Genomic DNA, 17,626 nt, shown 5'->3' on the forward strand with positions numbered 1-17,626 from the left:
AAGGAAGATATTCATGCGAAGAAAAAAGAAAGCACTCCGCATTTATGCGAAGTGCTTTTAACGGATTCCAAAGAAATTTTTCATCTTTGTAAATACCGATACTTTTTCTTGTTCAAATGCTTGTAATGGTACATTCTCACCTAATAAGCGTCTTGCAATATTACGATAAGCTATTGCTGCTTTCCCACTAGGTTGCAGTGCTACAGGTTCACCTGTATTCGTAGCACGAATAACTTCATCATCATCCTCGACAACTCCAAGAAGCTCGATTGACAGTGTACGTACGATTTCATCAACGTCTAACATATCCTGTTCATGAAGCATATGACTACGCACACGGTTAATGACAAGTTTCGGTGGTTCAATATCCTCTTTCTCTAAAAGCCCGATAATACGATCCGCATCACGCATTGAGGATACTTCTGGTGTTGTTACAACGATTGCTTTATCCGCACCTGCTACTGCATTTTTAAACCCCTGCTCAATCCCCGCAGGACAATCAATTAATATGTAATCATAATCTTGACGTAATACTTGTATTAATTCATCCATTTGTTCAGGTGTTACCGCCGATTTATCGCTCGTTTGTGCTGCAGGTAATAAATAAAGATCATCAAAACGCTTATCTTTAATAAGAGCCTGAGGTAAACGACAACGTCCTTCAACGACATCAACAAGATCAAATACAATACGATTTTCCAGCCCCATTACTACGTCTAAATTGCGTAAACCGATATCTGTATCAATTAAACATACTTTTTTTCCAGATAACGCAAGGGCTGTACCAATGTTCGCAGACGTTGTAGTTTTACCTACTCCGCCTTTTCCAGATGTAATTACTATTGCCTCTCCCACAGCTATACAATTCCCCTTTCTAACTTGGTTAAATTAGGTCTAAGATGAGTGAGAAGTTGCAGGCGATCGACAACAATGTGATTGTTCTCATTAATGTACGCACATTCTGCCGCCTCTGCTCCGTCTTCTTTCTCTTCCGGAGCCCGCATTGTCACATCACTAATTCGAAGTTGCATAGGGTTCATACTAGATGCAGCAATAACAGCTTCTGAATCTCCATCATACCCCGCGTGTGCAATTCCTCTTAATGATCCCAAGACAAAAATATTCCCCCCAGCGATAACCGTTCCGCCTGGATTAACATCTCCAATTAATAATAAATTGCCTTTTACATGTAACACTTGTCCAGAGCGAACAATTTTGGAAATAGGGACAATTTCTGTTTCTTCTTTCCAAGCTATTGCTTCTGCTTTTGTTATAACATCACTTTCGATTGATTCCACAACAAGGTTCTTCTTATTGCGAATTAACGTACGAATCTCTTCTTGTTGTACTTCTGTTAAATAGCGATTTCCTACTTTAACACGCACTTCAATTAAAGAACGTCCGTCACCCTCATAGTAATGTGTAGAAAGCTTTTCATCCAATTCTTTTAGTAGCTCAGAGAATGAACAGCAATCATCTAAATGAAGTGTTATTCCATCTTTTGTCCCTTTTATCGTTACATTTTGTTGCTTTTTTTCTTCCACTAAAGTTCACCCCACCGATTCAATTCGACATAAAATTAGAAAATCCTTTTTTCCTTTTCTTCTATCGCTTTTGAAAGACGCACTAAATATCGTCTCAGTGGGAAACAAACTATTAACAAGAAAATTCCATTTAGCAATAAAGTAGCAAGGAGACGATCTGTGAAAAAGACAGATGCTGACATGTGAGTACGTCCTAACAAAGTTAAAAACCCATACACATAATACTCTAATGCTGCAATGCCAGCCAGTACGATAGAAGCGACAATAAATAAATTCAATTGTAATACCTTCATCACACTATAAACTAAATAAGCTAAAATCGGATAAGCAAAAATATATATACCGACAAGTTCTGTGTATACGGTATCAAATAAGAAACCAAATAATAGTCCGTAGTAAATCCCTTGAATCGGACTATAGTACACTGTAATAAAACATAACACAATTATAAAGAAATGCGGTGCTGCTATACTGTTTTTCCAAAAGACGTCTGTTGGAACAACAGTAGAGAACATATTTTCAAATAAAAAAACAAAAAGGAGCAGAAGAGGAAGAGCTGCTCTTTTTAAAATCGTCATCATCTCTTCTCCCCCTCCTATTCTAACGACGCTGTAGGCATATCACGTTTTGCAACTATAATATGCTCTACATCATTCAAATCAGCGGATGGTTTTACATAAGCTGTTTTTGTTAAACCGTATGGATCTGGCTGAACATCAACAATTTTCCCAATCGCAAGACCTTTTGGGAAGATATCACCAAGTCCAGATGTTACAACTAGTTGATCTTTTTCTACTTTTGCATCAGAGCTAATCTTTGTGAAAAGAAGTAGTTGTTTTTCTTTATCGTAACCTTCAATCAATCCAAAGATATTTTCTTGTCCTTGTACAATAGCAGAAACACGGTTTGTTCGGCTCATAGAACTTAACAACTCTACTGACGATGTAAACTGAGATGCACTTTTTACGCGTCCAACTAAACCTTTCGGAGTTACAACAGCCATATCTTTTTTAATCCCTTGCTGTGCTCCTTTATCAATCGCAACTAAATCGTACCATTTATCGGGATTACGAGAAACCACACTAGCTTGTACTTCCGTATAATCACCACGGGACTTTTCTTTACCAGTTAATTCTCGTAGTTTTTTATTCTCATCCTCTAAATTTTTCACTACTACAGATAAATCTGCGGTAGTATCTAATTTTGCTTTCAGCTTTTTATTCTCTTCATACGTGCGCTTTACATCTTCTACGTTTTCGAAGAATCCGGCAACATAATTCGCTGGCTTTTGGAATACACGTTCTACAACACCGACAGTATCTTTTATAAACTGCTCTGGCCATGATAAACTGTTCCGTTCTTTCAATGAGATTCCAATCAATGCCACGAGAAGAATAATACTAACTAACAAAACAATTAATCTTTTGTTTAAGAAAAACTGTGGCACGTTCACACCCTCTTAATTTCATTGATTTTTATTTTGCAATATTATCGAGCAGCAGTTTTGAAAAGGTCGATATTGTCTAATGCTTTACCCGTTCCAATTGCTACGCAATCTAATGGATCCTCTGCAACAAGAACTGGCATATTTGTTTCTTCACTAATAACTTTATCTAAGTTACGTAGTAATGCCCCCCCACCTGTTAATACGATACCACGGTCCATAATATCCGCTGCTAATTCAGGTGGAGTTTTTTCTAACGTATTTTTAACTGATTCTACAATTGCATCTACTGTATCTTTTAATGCATCTGCAATTTCTTCTGGTTGAATTAGTACTGTTTTTGGTAAACCACTTACTAAATCACGACCGCGAATTTCCATAGGCTCGATACCCTCTGGCTCGCCTGCAGAACCGATTTCTAATTTTAGTGCTTCAGCTGTTCTTTCACCGATCATTAAGTTGTAGCTTTTCTTAATGTACTGAATGATTGAATCGTCCATATCATCACCAGCAACACGAACTGATTGACTTGTTACAATACCACCTAAAGAAATAATTGCAACTTCTGTTGTACCACCACCGATATCAACAACCATACTACCAGTCGGCTCCCAAACAGGTAAGTTTGCACCAATTGCTGCTGCAAATGGCTCTTCGATTGGATAAGCATCACGAGCACCAGCTTGACGAGTCGCATCGATTACCGCACGTCTTTCTACAGCTGTAATACCAGATGGTACACATACCATTACGTATGGTTTACGTGAGAAGAATCCATTTGATTTTTGAGCTTGTTGAATGTAGTATTTCATCATTATTGCTGTTGTTTCATAATCAGCAATTACACCATCTTTCATAGGGCGAAGTGCCACTACGTTTCCTGGTGTACGACCAATCATTTGTTTTGCATCGCTACCTACCGCAACGATTTGTTTCGTATCAGTTTGTAATGCTACTACTGAAGGTTCACGTAAAACTACACCTTTTCCTTTCACATATACAAGCGTGTTCGCTGTTCCTAAGTCAATTCCAAGATCGCGAGTAAATCCACCAAATCCAAACATATCATTTATCTTCCCTTCTTATTTTCACGGACTCATTTTTCTTACTTTATATTTATAAAAACAGTACGTTTTTTTATATCTGTATCCTTCTTGTAGATAATTTTCTACAAAAAACTCATAAATCACATTATAAAACAAAATAGGTAAAAAGAATAGTCTTAAATATGACCTTTTTCCTTTAAACTCACGAATTTATGGTCACCTATTATGATATGATCAAGCACTTCAATTCCAATAATTCGACCACATTCTACTAGTCGTTTTGTAACTTCAATATCTTCACGGCTCGGCGCCGGATCTCCTGAGGGATGGTTATGAAGACATATAATAGAGGCTGCTGCCCGACGGAACGCTTCTTTAAAAACTTCCCTTGGGTGCACAATCGACGTATTTAAACTTCCAATAAAAATAGTTTGCCTATGTATAACTTGATTTTTCGTATTCAAATATAAACAAACAAAATGCTCCTGTTGCAAAAAACGCATCTCTTCCATCATATAACTCGCACAATCTTCTGGACTTCGAATACTATATCTATTTTGATATTCTAAACGTACCATTCTTCTACCTAATTCAAAAGCAGCCATAAGCTGCGACGCCTTTGCAATCCCAACACCATGAATGCTCATCATCTCTTCTAACGTTGCATCCTTTAACATTCGTAGGCCGTCAAAATGATGTAGAATATTATCTGATAACGTTAACACCGTTTCTTCTTTAGAACCCGTTCTGAGTAAAACTGCAAGAAGTTCTCGATTCGATAAACTTCCTGCTCCTTCTAACAATAAACGCTCCCGTGGCTGTTCTTCTCTCACAACATCACGAATACCGTTCATCTCTCCACCCCTTTTTTTACGATTTCTCCTAAAGAAAACCCCATGCAATTTTACGCATGGGTTACATCGCTATCAAACTGTTTTAGTTCACGGACAAGACGCGCAATTGGCAAGCCAACTATACTGTAGTAGTCCCCTTGAATATGTTGAACAAAAATAGACCCTTTACCTTGAATTCCATAGCTTCCTGCTTTATCAAGCGGTTCCTTCGATGCAACGTATACGTCTATTTCCTCTTCTGTTAATTCCCAAAATGTTACTTCTGTACGTTCATAAAAAGTTACCGTTTTTTCTTTCAATATAATTGCAACACCTGTGTATACTTCGTGTGTTTTCCCCGATAATAATCGTAACATTTCTTTCGCCTCAGCCTCATTAGACGGCTTTCCAAGAATACGTGAATCATATGTAACAATTGTATCTGCACCTAATACAACATGATCACTATGATTTTCTGCCACAGCAGATGCTTTTTGCAAAGCAAGCGACATAACAATATCAGAAGGTGATAAATATGCACCAATCGTCTCTTCTACTTCACTAACAACGATTTCAAATGGCACATCAGCTAATTCAAGCAGTTCCTTCCTCCTAGGTGATCCTGAAGCTAAAATAATTTTCCTCATATTTTCTCCTTCCCTTCTCGCATGAAGCAGAATAATTCAAATCAATCGTATCAAAGGAATAGTTTCCCCACAAATTCTAGAAATATCATTTTCTCTAAACAAAATAATAGTTCTTTTTAAATACGATTATATTCTGTCCATACAGAAAGCACTTTGCTCTAAATTCAAAAGAAAAGAAAGAAGTATATGTACTTCTTTCTCCTTCATCTTATTATCTTATTATTTTACTTTTTGTGAAACCATTTTTTCGTACGAAAGTAATCCATCAATAATAACTTGATTTAATTTAGCTACAGATTCCTTATCGCCCTTCCCTTCCTTAATCGTTTGCACCGCTATTGACGTATACGTATAAAGCTTCTTCGCATCTTCACGCTTCATACTCTTCGCTTCCTTTTCAATAGCTTTCCACTCTTTTTCAATCGCCTCTACATCTTTTGAATTACTTTTTCCACTAGTTTGTACGCTGGACACATATTTTGTTAAATGAGTATATAATGGCTGCACTTTCGCTAAAAACATTCCTACTTCTTTATCATTTTTGAGCAATGCTTTATCTGTAATATCCCAATTTTTTTTCAAAACTGAAACACCATCTTGCTTATACTGATCTATTAATTGATTAACAGCCTGTTCATCGCTCGTAATACCAACAACTAACGCATACTTATCACTACTCGGTTTCAAAGCAGCCACGCCTTTCCACTCTTCAAGAGCGGCCTGTCCCTTTTCTTCGGAAGAATAAATCCCTCCTTGAACAAAAAATAATTTCATCGGGTCTAATGACGTTCCTACCTGCGCTTTTTGCTTTTCCTCTTTTGGTGCCGGTGTTTGTTCTGCCGTTCCACCCACCTTTGATTCTTCATTCCCCATCTGCTTCGAAGCTGTTACTTCGCTTCCCCCTGTCGTTCCTTGTCCTTTAAGTACATGCAGCATTCCCATTCCAAACGCCGTACCAATAACAATTGCAGTTGCAACGATTGCAATTATTGTATTACTCCACTTCTTTCGTTTTTTTTCCTTAGACACTAATTTCGCTTTTTGAAACGGAACAACGTTTTTTAGTCTTTCACTTTCTACTACCATCCAGTCAAACTCATCTTTCTTCTTTTCCTCATACTTCGCTTCTGTTCCATTTACTTTCACTGAGATCGTTCGTGATTGCTTGTCCATACACTCACACCTCACCTCTTATCGTTGTCCGCATCATATCATATTCACTTCGCAAAAAAACGAGATATTTGTCAGAGAAATTCGCCAAATAACCCTATATATTTATCTTATATGTATGCATTTGACTTCATTTGTAGAACAAAAAACTAGATAGCAAAGACTATCTAGTTTTTCTCGCGAATATATTTTCGAACTTCAGAAATGAAATACAGAGAACCTGTTATGATAAAAACATCATTTTCTCCAATCATACCAACTTTTGTATCAATTGCCTCTTTCCAATCTTCAAAAACTAATTTTGACTCTTGTTGTGAATACGATGCAAGCTTGTCAGCAGAAATGGCACGATCAAAGGCAAACGTCGTAAATATTATTTCATCAGCAACTTTTTCTAATTGCCCTACCATGTTATATAACTGTTTGTCACCAAGAGCAGTAAATAAAACTATTACATTCTTCTTTTTATAATGTGCCTCTACTGTTTTTACAAGACTTTCAATACCTTCTGGATTATGGGCACCATCTATTATAATATCTGGATTACTTTGTAACTTTTCAAATCGACCAATCCAGTATGCTTCTTGTAAGCCAGCTTTTATTTCCTCTTCATTAATTAAAAATGATAAATATGTTTTTAAATACATGACTGCCATAAGCGCTAGCGCTGCATTGCCTACTTGATGAATACCTTTCATTGAAATCCGAACATTTTCAAATGAGGCGAATGGACAAGCAAAATCAAAATGTTCCCCATCTTCATTAGAATGTTTATGTAATGTTGTAAACTGTTTTCCAAATTCATATAAGCTTGCATGATTTTCCTTAGCAACCTTTTGAATTACTTGTAATGCTTCTTCATTTTTCACACCAGTAATAACTGGAACACCAGACTTAATAATTCCTGCCTTTTCATATGCAATTTCTCCTAGTGTATTGCCTAAAATATGCATATGATCGTGACCGATATTCGTAATAATCGTGAGAACCGGATGAATAACATTTGTAGAATCAAATCTTCCCCCAAGCCCCGTTTCAAATAAAACAACATCACAGAAATTAACTTTACCGAAATAACAAATTGCCATTACTGTAATGATTTCAAATTCAGTCGCTTCTCCTAATTCCGTCTCATCTAATTTTTCAACAACTGGCTTTACCATATTTACAAGTTCCGCAATCTCTTCATCTGCAATCGGTATTCCGTTTATACTAATACGTTCATTGAATGTTTCTATGTAAGGCGATGTAAACGTTCCTACTTTATATTTCGCGCCTTCTAACATGTAGCGCATATATGTTAAAGTTGAACCTTTTCCATTTGTGCCGGCAAGATGAACACATTTTATATGACGCTCTGGATTTCCGAGTTCTTCTAACATCCATTGCATTCTTTCTAGTCCTGGTTTTATCCCAAATTTCAATCGGCTATGAATCCAGCTTATCGCTTCTTCGTATGCATGTATCACGTTTGCTATTCCCCTTTCAAAAGACAAACTTCATAATTCTATTATACGCAAAGAAAAGAGACTCACCAATATAGTGAGTCTCTGAAAAACATTTTATTTTTCAAGATCAGCTAGACGTTGACGAACCGCTTCGCGTTTTTCTAGATAATCTTGCTCTTTCGCACGCTCTCCGTCAATAACTTCTGCAGGAGCTTTCGCTACGAATCCTTGGTTTGAAAGTTTCTTCTGTACACGTTCTACTTCTTTACCGAACTTCTCAAGTTCTTTTTCAAGACGCGCTTTCTCTTCATCAAGATTGATAAGATCAGCTAACGGTAAGAATAACTCTGCACCTGATACGATTGCAGTCATCGCTTTTTCTGGCGCTTGTAAATCAATCTTAATTGTTAGTTCACTTGGGTTACAGAAACGCTCAATGTAAGAGCTGTTTTTCGTAAGCTGAGCTAGTACTGCCTCATCTTTTGCTTTAATTTGCATTTGAACTTTTTTGCTCATTGGCGTATTTACTTCCGCACGGATGTTACGAACAGAGCGAATGATATCAACTAGAAGGTGCATTTCTGCTGCCGCTTCTTTATCTTGTAAATCTTCGCGAACTGTTGGCCATGCTGCTACTGTAATAGACTCGCCTTCATGCGGTAAATGCTGCCAAATTTTCTCTGTTACAAATGGCATGAATGGATGTAATAGACGCATTGTTTGGTCTAATACGTAAGCTAAAATAGAACGAGTTGTTTTCTTAGCTGCTTCATCTTCACCGTATAGTGGAAGTTTCGCCATTTCAATGTACCAGTCACAGAAATCATCCCAAATGAAGTTGTATAATGAACGACCAGCTTCACCGAACTCATATTTATCCATGTTACGTGTTACACTTTCGATTGTTTCGTTTAAGCGAGTTAAAATCCACTTATCTGCAACTGATTTTTCACCAGTTAAATCGATTTCTTCATACTTCATGTCATCCATGTTCATTAATACGAAACGTGATGCGTTCCAAATTTTATTAATGAAGTTCCAAGTAGATTCTACTTTTTCCATGCTGAAACGTAAATCTTGACCTGGTGCACTTCCTGTTGATAAGAAATAGCGCATTGCATCTGCACCATACTTCTCGATAACATCCATTGGATCAATACCGTTACCAAGAGATTTACTCATTTTACGTCCTTGCTCATCACGAACTAAACCGTGAATTAATACATCTTTAAATGGACGCTCTCCTGTAAACTCTAAACCTTGGAAAATCATACGAGATACCCAGAAGAAGATAATGTCATAACCAGTTACTAAAGCATCTGTTGAATAGAACTTTTTAAAGTCTGCTGCATCTTCATTCGGCCAGCCGAGTGTTGAGAATGGCCATAGCGCTGAACTAAACCATGTATCAAGCACGTCATTATCTTGATTCCAGTTTTCAATATCCGCTGGCGCTTCTGTGCCTACGTATACTTCACCAGTTTCTCTATGATACCAAGCTGGAATACGGTGGCCCCACCATAATTGACGAGAAATACACCAGTCATGAATGTTTTCCATCCAGCGTAAGTATGTGTTTTCGAAACGCTCTGGTACGAACGTTACTTTTTCTTCTTCTTTTTGTTGAAGTTCTACCGCTTTTTCTGCAAGTGGAGCCATTTTTACGAACCATTGTGTTGATAAGTAAGGCTCAACAACTGCACCGCTACGCTCACTATGACCTACTGAGTGCATATGAGGCTCAATTTCTACTAATACGCCAGCTTCTTGTAAGTCTTTCACTAACTCTTTACGGCATTCGAAACGATCCATACTGTTGTACTTACCAGCTTTTTCGTTCATTGTTCCATCTTCGTTCATTACTAAAATACGTGGTAAGTCATGACGGTTACCTACTTCAAAGTCATTCGGGTCATGAGCTGGTGTAATTTTTACAACGCCTGTTCCGAAGTCTTTTTCTACGTATTCATCAGCAATAATCGGAATCTCACGGCCTACGATTGGAAGTGTTACTGTTTTTCCAATTAAATGTTTGTAACGATCATCTTCTGGATGAACTGCTACCGCTGTATCACCAAGCATTGTTTCTGGACGAGTAGTTGCAAGGCGAATGTGACCAGAACCGTCTGTTAACGGATAGTTCATATGGTAGAATGCACCTTGAACTTCTTTATGAATTACTTCAATATCAGAAAGAGCTGTGCGTGTTGCTGGATCCCAGTTGATGATATACTCACCGCGGTAAATTAAGCCTTTTTCATATAATTGAACGAATACTTTATTAACAGCGTTAGATAAACCTTCGTCTAATGTGAAGCGTTCACGAGAATAGTCTAGTCCTAAACCAACTTTCCCCCATTGTTGACGAATGTGAGAAGCGTATTCTTCTTTCCATTCCCAAGCTTTTTCAAGGAATTTCTCACGGCCAAGATCGTAACGTGAAATACCTTCTTCACGAAGTTTCCCTTCTACTTTCGCTTGCGTTGCGATACCAGCATGGTCCATTCCTGGAAGCCATAATACATCATAACCTTGCATACGCTTTGTACGAGTTAAAATATCTTGAAGTGTCGTATCCCAAGCATGACCTAAGTGTAACTTACCAGTTACGTTCGGAGGTGGAATTACAATTGTATATGGTTGTTTCTTCTCGTCTCCTGTTGCTTCGAAATATTTGCCTTCAAGCCACCACTTGTAAAGGCCTTCTTCAACGGACATATGATCATATTTAGTTGGTAAATTTTTTTCCGTGTTTGACATTATTTTCCCTCCTTAAAATAAAAAATGCCCCTCATCCAAAAAAGGACGAGGGACATCGCGGTACCACCTTTATTTACAAACAAATTCAGAATTTGCTTATACTCTTAATTTGATAACGGACAAATCCGTCTTTTCCTAATAAGAATCATTCCGTTCAGAAAAGATGCTCCAGGGCTACCTTCTAACATAACTATCTAGAGAACCTCCCAGCCAATGATTCTCCTCTCTGAAGACGTTTCATGTTATACTCTTCCCCTTCAATGCATTTATGTGATTGTTAATTATTATATACAATAGTGTAAAAAACGAAACCTTATTCGTCAAGATAAATTTGAAACTACGGCTTTTATCTCTTTATGGAACTAATAAAAAAAAGATAAGCAGGGTTCTCCCTACTTATCTTTTTTATCCGTTCCCTTGCTGGGCAGCTTGTAATTGCGAAAGGAAATATTCTGTATTACTAATGAGCCAATGCGATTGCTGCAGGCTTTTCACCCCGCGAAGCTCATTTTCTTCATTACGACTCTTTCTTCTTTTCGTATACGACTGAATTTGCCGAATAAAATGCGACGGGTACGTCATATACGCAAACATAAGAATCTGCTCCTCTTTCGTAAACGGAAAATTTTTTTGATACATTTGATACCATTCAAAGCGGTCACTCCGCGCAATTGGATATGTGTTTAAAGACCTTGAATAAAAGCTGACGATATCCTGTACCGGTGTAGCAAACTGAGACTTTTCTAAACTAATAAAATAACCGTTTCGTTCATAATCAAATAAAAAGTGATTAAGCGATACATTTCCATGAACGAAAGTAGTACGTGTCGTTTCCTTTTCTTTCATTGCATCATGCCATTCACTTAATTGTTTCGTTGCGAACTCACGTGCTCTCATAACATGGTGATAATACGTACAATATTGTAATTCAAATGGCGACATATACCACTTCGCTTCAGATTCTACAAGAAACTCTTCTAATATCTCACCATCATTTTCCCAACGTTCGGATATATTTGTATAATGTTTTTCTAAATCTTCTTCCGTATAAGTTTCCTCTTTCACCGTTTTTTGATGCAACGTCCCGAGCGTTTGAAACATCTTATGGTATTGATCATTATCTTCGCCATTTCCTTCCGCACGTTCTAACCAAGGCATTAAATAATAACTATACGTCCCATCACTTAAAACATAATTCCCGTCCGTCGCATGATAGATAGGTACATAATTCGAAAAACCTTTCTCCTTCAAATATTGAATATGGTGCAAAAAATTATTCCGCTCTAATTTTCTATCTTGTATTTTCTTTAACGCATACGGACCTTGATTCGTATAAATTTTCATTACACTTCCGTGCTCTTCCATATGTTGAGTGTCCAATCTATATTGCCTCACAATGGGTTCATAGCGATTTCGTAATTCAATATCCATACGAATAACCCTTTCTTATTCAAAACATAGCTTCTAGGAAAAGAAAAGAGGTGAGTGAAAAAACTCACTCACTTATTTCGCTGTTGCTTTTGAAACAGGAATATATATAATTTGCCCTGTAGTTAAATATATATCTTCTGATTGATTTACACGATATAAGCTTTGTACAGTCGTTTCATAACGTTCTGCAACCGATTCAATTGTGTCTCCTTCTTGTACGAAGTACATTCTTAACTTCGTAAATTCTTCTTCTGGTTCTTTCGTAAATAATTTCGTTAAATAAAGTGCATTTTCATCTCGCTGTGAATATGCTTCTTCCTCTGGCTCTTCCTGCTTTTTCGCTTTTTCTTTCTTGAAATTTTTCCGCCCAAACAATTCAAATTGTGGCGTCGTTTCTTGCTCCTCTTCACGCTCCACAAGTTCATGTTCTTCTAATTCCTCTTCTTCTATTTCTTGCTCTTTTCTTTCTTCTAACTGAAACGGTTCAAATGCATAATCTTCCCATCCATCTGATTCTTTATAGGCTGGTACCTCTTCGTGCGGCGCAGGTCTACTTTCATCATCTTCAGCTGAATCAGCTTCCAACTCGGCATACGCCGTCTCTTCCTCTTCATCCTCGGTTCTTTCTTCGTCACATAAACCTGTAATAGATATATCCGCTAATAGTTGTAAGCAACCATTTTCCTTTAATTCATAATCAAATTCCTCGATTGATACATATAATTCTTCAATTACTTTCACTCGATTTCTTGGAATTGATATTTCGAGCGGAAAGGAATGGACAAGCTCATTAACCCCATCTGCCCTTGTTTCTACATAATCAATTGCCTTTGCTGGTGATAGCTCTCTTAATGAATAAGCTGAATCATCTTGCCTTGCAACGTACTCTCCCGTTAAATCTAATTGCCCTCTCACGATAACTTCATGATCGAGCTCCTCTATCTCAACGTCTGGATCTAACGAAATTGACAAAAGTTCTTCGACTTCCTGTCCCTTCTGGAACCAAACAGATTCTTTTAATGAAAATCGTAATGAATGATCTGTTGCCACTTCTTTTCCCCCTCCCAAACTATAGGTCATTACAGATTTATGTTCCCTAAGGCTACTTTATGAATAAAAAAAATCGCTCCCCTAATGGAAAGCGATTTTCTCTAAGAAATTATGCTTTTAATTTTGACATTGCAATTTCGGCCGCCGCAATTGTCGCCTCAATATCTGCATCACTATGTGCTGTCGATAAGAATAAACCTTCAAATTGAGAAGGTGGTAAAAATACACCTTGTTCTACCATTTCACGATAGTAAGCTGCAAAGAATTCTAAGTTTGAAGATTTTGCTGTATCATAATTAATAACTTGCTCATCTGTAAAGAAAATACCAATCATAGAACCTGCACGATTAATGTGATGCGGGATATTATGCTTTTCAGCTGCCTTACGTAGTCCAGCCTCTAACATTTCTGCTTTACGCTCAAATTCCACATATGATTCTGGTGTTAACTGCACTAACGTTTCATAGCCTGCTGTCATTGCAAGTGGATTACCCGATAATGTTCCGGCTTGGTAAATCGGTCCGCTTGGTGCAACTTGACGCATAATCTCTGCCTTACCACCGTATGCTCCTACCGGCAAGCCACCACCGATTACTTTACCTAAACAAGTTAAGTCAGGAGTTACGCCGTAGTAACCTTGTCCACAATTATAAGCAACACGGAATCCAGTCATTACTTCATCAAAAATAAGTAGTGCACCGTTTTGCTCTGTCACTTCACGAAGTCCTTCTAAAAATCCTGGTTGCGGGGGAACAACACCCATATTCCCTGCTACTGGTTCTACAATTATACAAGCGATGTCATCACCGAATTGTTCGAAAGCATATTTTACACTTTCTAAATCGTTGTACGCTACTGTAATCGTATTTTTCGCTACACCTTCTGGTACACCAGGGCTATCTGGTAAACCTAGCGTTGCTACACCCGAACCTGCTTTAATCAATAAAGAATCACCATGACCGTGATAACAACCAATGAATTTCAAAATTTTGTTACGCCCTGTATAACCTCGAGCTAAACGTAGTGCACTCATTGTCGCTTCTGTTCCAGAGTTAACCATACGTACAATCTCAATTGATGGCACGCGCTCAATAACAAGCTGCGCTAATTTATTTTCAATTTCTGTTGGGGCACCAAAGCTTGTTCCTTTTTCAGCAACAGCTTTTAAAGCCTCAACAACACGGTCGTTCGCATGACCATGAATTAAAGGTCCCCACGATAATACGTAATCGATGTATTCATTCCCATCGATATCATATACTTTAGAGCCTTTTCCGCGCTCCATAAACAGCGGATTCATACCAACAGACTTAAAGGCACGAACAGGGCTATTTACGCCTCCAGGCATTAAATTTTGTGCCTCTTCAAACGCCGCAATCGACTTATCGAACTTTTTCATTATTTAGCGCCTCCTTCTTGTAACCATCTTGCTGCATCTTTTGCATGATACGTAATAATCAAGTCTGCTCCTGCGCGTTTCATGCTAATTAATTTCTCAAGTACAACTTCTTTTTCATTAATCCAACCATTTTGCGCTGCTGCTTTAATCATCGAATATTCACCACTTACGTTATAAGCAACGACTGGTAAGTTAAAGCTATTTTTCACATCACGAACGATATCTAAATAAGAAAGAGCTGGCTTTACAATTAAGAAGTCTGCCCCTTCCATTACATCTGATTCTGCTTCACGGAATGCTTCCATACGATTCGCTGGGTCCATTTGATATGTTTTACGGTCACCGAACTGCGGTGCACCATGTGCTGCATCACGAAACGGTCCGTAAAATGCTGATGAATATTTCACAGCGTACGACATAACTGGTACATGTGCGAAACCATTTTCATCTAATGCATGACGAATTGCTGTTACGAATCCGTCCATCATATTTGATGGTGCAATAATGTCTGCGCCTGCTTTCGCTTGACTTACAGCTGTTTTTGCAAGAACTGCAAGAGACTCATCATTTAAAATAACGCCATCTTCTATAACACCGCAATGACCATGGCTTGTGAATTGACATAAACATGTATCTGCAACTACTACTAGCTCTGGGAACTCATCTTTAATTTGCTTAATTGCACGCTGTACAATTCCATGCTCACAATATGCCGATGATCCAACTTCGTCCTTTTCAGCAGGTAAACCAAATACAATAACAGAACGAATACCTAAATCAACGACCTCTTGCATTTCAGCTTGCAATAAGTCTAAAGACATTTGATATACGCCTGGCATAGAAGGAACTTCATTACGAGTATTTTCTCCTTCTAATACAAAAATAGGGTAAATAAAATCTTCTGTATGTAAAAATGTTTCACGCACAAGTGCACGCATGCCCCCGCTTTGTCTTAGACGACGATGACGATTAAATTGTAAAGAATTCATAGATTTCTATCCCCATTCTTTTATTTTATCCCGCATTAACGGGCAGTAAGACCCCCACCTCAAAATTCGGCTGGAGCAAAGAAGTTAGGCGGGAGATCAACTGCCCGTAAACGCCCGATTGGTGAGGGCTAATAATCAGTGGGGATGAACAAAACCCCCACTGATTAAAGTTTCACTTTATAGATTCACAAATGCATTGTAGTAATGCTTCTACAGTGTACTCTTTCGGCACAATAACATGTGGAAAATAAAGGAGCGCCTCTTTTTCCGTAATAGGCCCTATACAAGCAATTGTACATTTTTTCGTCCATTCTCTCCAGTTTGTACCCTCAAGTAAACGAACAAAACTATCAACAGTTGAAGGGCTCGTAAATGTAATAACATTTACTTCCCCTAATTTCAATGCTGTTATAAGTTCTTGTTTTTTCTCTACATTCACCTTCGTACCATATACGATTAGCTCATCTAGAAAAACACCAAATTCCCTAAGTTTAACCGGGATTACATCTCTTGCTAAATTCCCTTTCGGAAATAAAATGCACTCGTTTCCACTTAATTCTTTTAGAAACTCTTCGGCAAATGTTTCTGCAACAAATGAGGTCGGAACAAAATGAACTTGATAGCCCCTTTTTTCTAACTCTAATTTTGTTTTCACGCCTACCGCAGCGATTTTAATAGTTAATGGTATTTTTGTTTCTAAACCATCTAGAAAAAAAGCTACACCATTTTTACTCGTAAAAATAACCCAGTCATACGAATGTAGTTGCCTTGTTATACGTTGAATTTGCCTATGAGATGTGCCTTCCATACGCAAAAGCGGAATTTCCAATGGAATTCCGCTCCTTTCTTTCACTGCTACACTCATTTGTTTCGCTTGATGCTGGGCACGTGTAACCAATACTATTTTGCCAGCGAGAGCATCCATATTTATTGTTGCTCCTTATTTGCAGCAAGAATGAGCTCTTTTGCTCCTTGTTTAATTAAACGGTCCGCAGCCTCTAATCCTACTTGCTTCGGATCAGTGCCTACTACTATTTCTTTCAATAAAACAGAACCGTCCATAGAACCGACAAGCGCCGTTAATTCGATTGCATCATTTTCTTTAAGAGTTGCATATCCAGCGATTGGAACTTGGCATCCACCTTCAAGTTTATGAAGAAATACTCGTTCAGCAGCCACTGTTCTTTCTGTTACTGCATCATTAATATGTGCTAACAACTGAAGTAAATCCTTATCATCCTCACGACATTCAATTGCTAACGCACCTTGTCCTACGGCTGGTACACATAACGTTTCATCTAAATGTTCTGTAATAACTTCTCCGTCCCAGCCCATTCTCTGTAATCCAGCTGTCGCTAAAATAATTGCATCGTAATCTTCATCTTTTAACTTACGTAAGCGTGTATCGATATTCCCACGAATCCATTTCACTTGTAAATCTGGTCTCGCAGCTAGTAATTGTGCACTACGTCTCAAACTACTCGTCCCTAAGATCGCGCCTTCTGCTAAGTCTTTAAACGATTCTCCGTTTTTAGAAATAAAAGCATCACGAGGGTCAACGCGCTTTGGCGTACAACCAATCGTTAATCCATCTGGAAGTACAGCTGGCATATCTTTCATACTATGTACAGCCATATCAATTTCTTTCGTAAGTAACGCATGTTCAATTTCCTTTACAAATAAACCTTTTCCGCCTACTTTTGAAAGAGTAACATCTAAAATAACATCACCTTTTGTGACGATTTCTTTCACTTCAAATTCATATGGTAAACCAAGCGCTTTTAATTGATTGATAAACCAATTTGTTTGTGTTAATGCTAGTTTACTCTTTCGTGAACCTACAATAATTTTGCGCATAATTCTCT

Annotated in this window: 16 protein-coding genes and 1 other annotated feature; all 16 genes read right to left on the minus strand. The window is 37.9% G+C overall.

Annotation, left to right across the window (positions count from 1 at the left end; translation table 11 throughout):
* Window positions 1-57 precede the first annotated feature (57 nt).
* Window positions 58-855, minus strand: a complete 798-nt coding sequence (minD, locus tag NSQ47_RS15740; RefSeq protein ID WP_000503308.1) for a septum site-determining protein MinD — start codon at window positions 853-855, stop codon at window positions 58-60.
* Between the two features lie 2 nt (window positions 856-857).
* Window positions 858-1,544 (minus strand): septum site-determining protein MinC, encoded by a 687-nt coding sequence (minC, locus tag NSQ47_RS15745; RefSeq protein ID WP_002160361.1) that lies wholly within the window; start codon window positions 1,542-1,544, stop codon window positions 858-860.
* Between the two features lie 35 nt (window positions 1,545-1,579).
* Window positions 1,580-2,125: a rod shape-determining protein MreD gene (gene mreD, locus NSQ47_RS15750; protein ID WP_002160360.1), complete on the minus strand. Its 546-nt coding sequence runs from the start codon at window positions 2,123-2,125 to the stop codon at window positions 1,580-1,582.
* A 14-nt stretch (window positions 2,126-2,139) separates the two neighbouring features.
* Window positions 2,140-2,991, minus strand: a complete 852-nt coding sequence (gene mreC / locus NSQ47_RS15755; protein ID WP_002160359.1) for a rod shape-determining protein MreC — start codon at window positions 2,989-2,991, stop codon at window positions 2,140-2,142.
* A gap of 41 nt (window positions 2,992-3,032) precedes the next feature.
* Window positions 3,033-4,052: a cell shape-determining protein MreB gene (gene mreB / locus NSQ47_RS15760; RefSeq protein WP_002015369.1), complete on the minus strand. Its 1,020-nt coding sequence runs from the start codon at window positions 4,050-4,052 to the stop codon at window positions 3,033-3,035.
* Between the two features lie 158 nt (window positions 4,053-4,210).
* Window positions 4,211-4,888, minus strand: a complete 678-nt coding sequence (gene radC / locus NSQ47_RS15765; RefSeq protein ID WP_002015368.1) for a DNA repair protein RadC — start codon at window positions 4,886-4,888, stop codon at window positions 4,211-4,213.
* Window positions 4,889-4,938: 50 nt separating this feature from the next.
* Window positions 4,939-5,514: a Maf family protein gene (locus NSQ47_RS15770; protein WP_341037320.1), complete on the minus strand. Its 576-nt coding sequence runs from the start codon at window positions 5,512-5,514 to the stop codon at window positions 4,939-4,941.
* Between the two features lie 219 nt (window positions 5,515-5,733).
* Window positions 5,734-6,687, minus strand: coding sequence for a stage II sporulation protein B (locus tag NSQ47_RS15775; protein WP_341037321.1), 954 nt, complete (start codon window positions 6,685-6,687; stop codon window positions 5,734-5,736).
* A 164-nt stretch (window positions 6,688-6,851) separates the two neighbouring features.
* On the minus strand, window positions 6,852-8,153 hold the full coding sequence (locus tag NSQ47_RS15780) for a bifunctional folylpolyglutamate synthase/dihydrofolate synthase (RefSeq protein ID WP_341037323.1): 1,302 nt from the start codon (window positions 8,151-8,153) through the stop codon (window positions 6,852-6,854).
* Window positions 8,154-8,246: 93 nt separating this feature from the next.
* Complete coding sequence (locus NSQ47_RS15785) at window positions 8,247-10,892, minus strand: valine--tRNA ligase (protein WP_341037325.1); 2,646 nt, start codon at window positions 10,890-10,892, stop codon at window positions 8,247-8,249.
* A gap of 38 nt (window positions 10,893-10,930) precedes the next feature.
* Window positions 10,931-11,162: a binding site (T-box leader), on the minus strand.
* Between the two features lie 135 nt (window positions 11,163-11,297).
* Window positions 11,298-12,323 carry a spore coat protein YsxE gene (gene ysxE, locus NSQ47_RS15790; protein WP_002112053.1) on the minus strand — a complete coding sequence of 342 codons (1,026 nt, stop codon included), beginning with the start codon at window positions 12,321-12,323 and terminating at the stop codon, window positions 11,298-11,300.
* Window positions 12,324-12,395: 72 nt separating this feature from the next.
* Window positions 12,396-13,403, minus strand: a complete 1,008-nt coding sequence (gene spoVID / locus NSQ47_RS15795) for a stage VI sporulation protein D (protein ID WP_179117545.1) — start codon at window positions 13,401-13,403, stop codon at window positions 12,396-12,398.
* A 79-nt stretch (window positions 13,404-13,482) separates the two neighbouring features.
* Window positions 13,483-14,772: a glutamate-1-semialdehyde 2,1-aminomutase gene (hemL, locus tag NSQ47_RS15800; RefSeq protein WP_002112056.1), complete on the minus strand. Its 1,290-nt coding sequence runs from the start codon at window positions 14,770-14,772 to the stop codon at window positions 13,483-13,485.
* Entirely contained in the window at window positions 14,772-15,761 is a 990-nt protein-coding gene (hemB, locus tag NSQ47_RS15805; RefSeq protein ID WP_002112058.1) for a porphobilinogen synthase, read from the minus strand. The genes hemL and hemB overlap by 1 nt, the downstream gene beginning before the upstream one ends.
* Window positions 15,762-15,933: 172 nt before the next feature.
* On the minus strand, window positions 15,934-16,686 hold the full coding sequence (hemD, locus tag NSQ47_RS15810; protein ID WP_341037326.1) for a uroporphyrinogen-III synthase: 753 nt from the start codon (window positions 16,684-16,686) through the stop codon (window positions 15,934-15,936).
* Between the two features lie 2 nt (window positions 16,687-16,688).
* On the minus strand, window positions 16,689-17,618 hold the full coding sequence (gene hemC, locus NSQ47_RS15815; RefSeq protein ID WP_341037327.1) for a hydroxymethylbilane synthase: 930 nt from the start codon (window positions 17,616-17,618) through the stop codon (window positions 16,689-16,691).
* Window positions 17,619-17,626: the final 8 nt, after the last annotated feature.

This window comes from Bacillus sp. FSL R10-2780 (assembly GCF_038006125.1).
In the GTDB taxonomy this organism is placed as follows: Bacteria; Bacillota; Bacilli; order Bacillales; family Bacillaceae_G; genus Bacillus_A; species Bacillus_A cereus_U.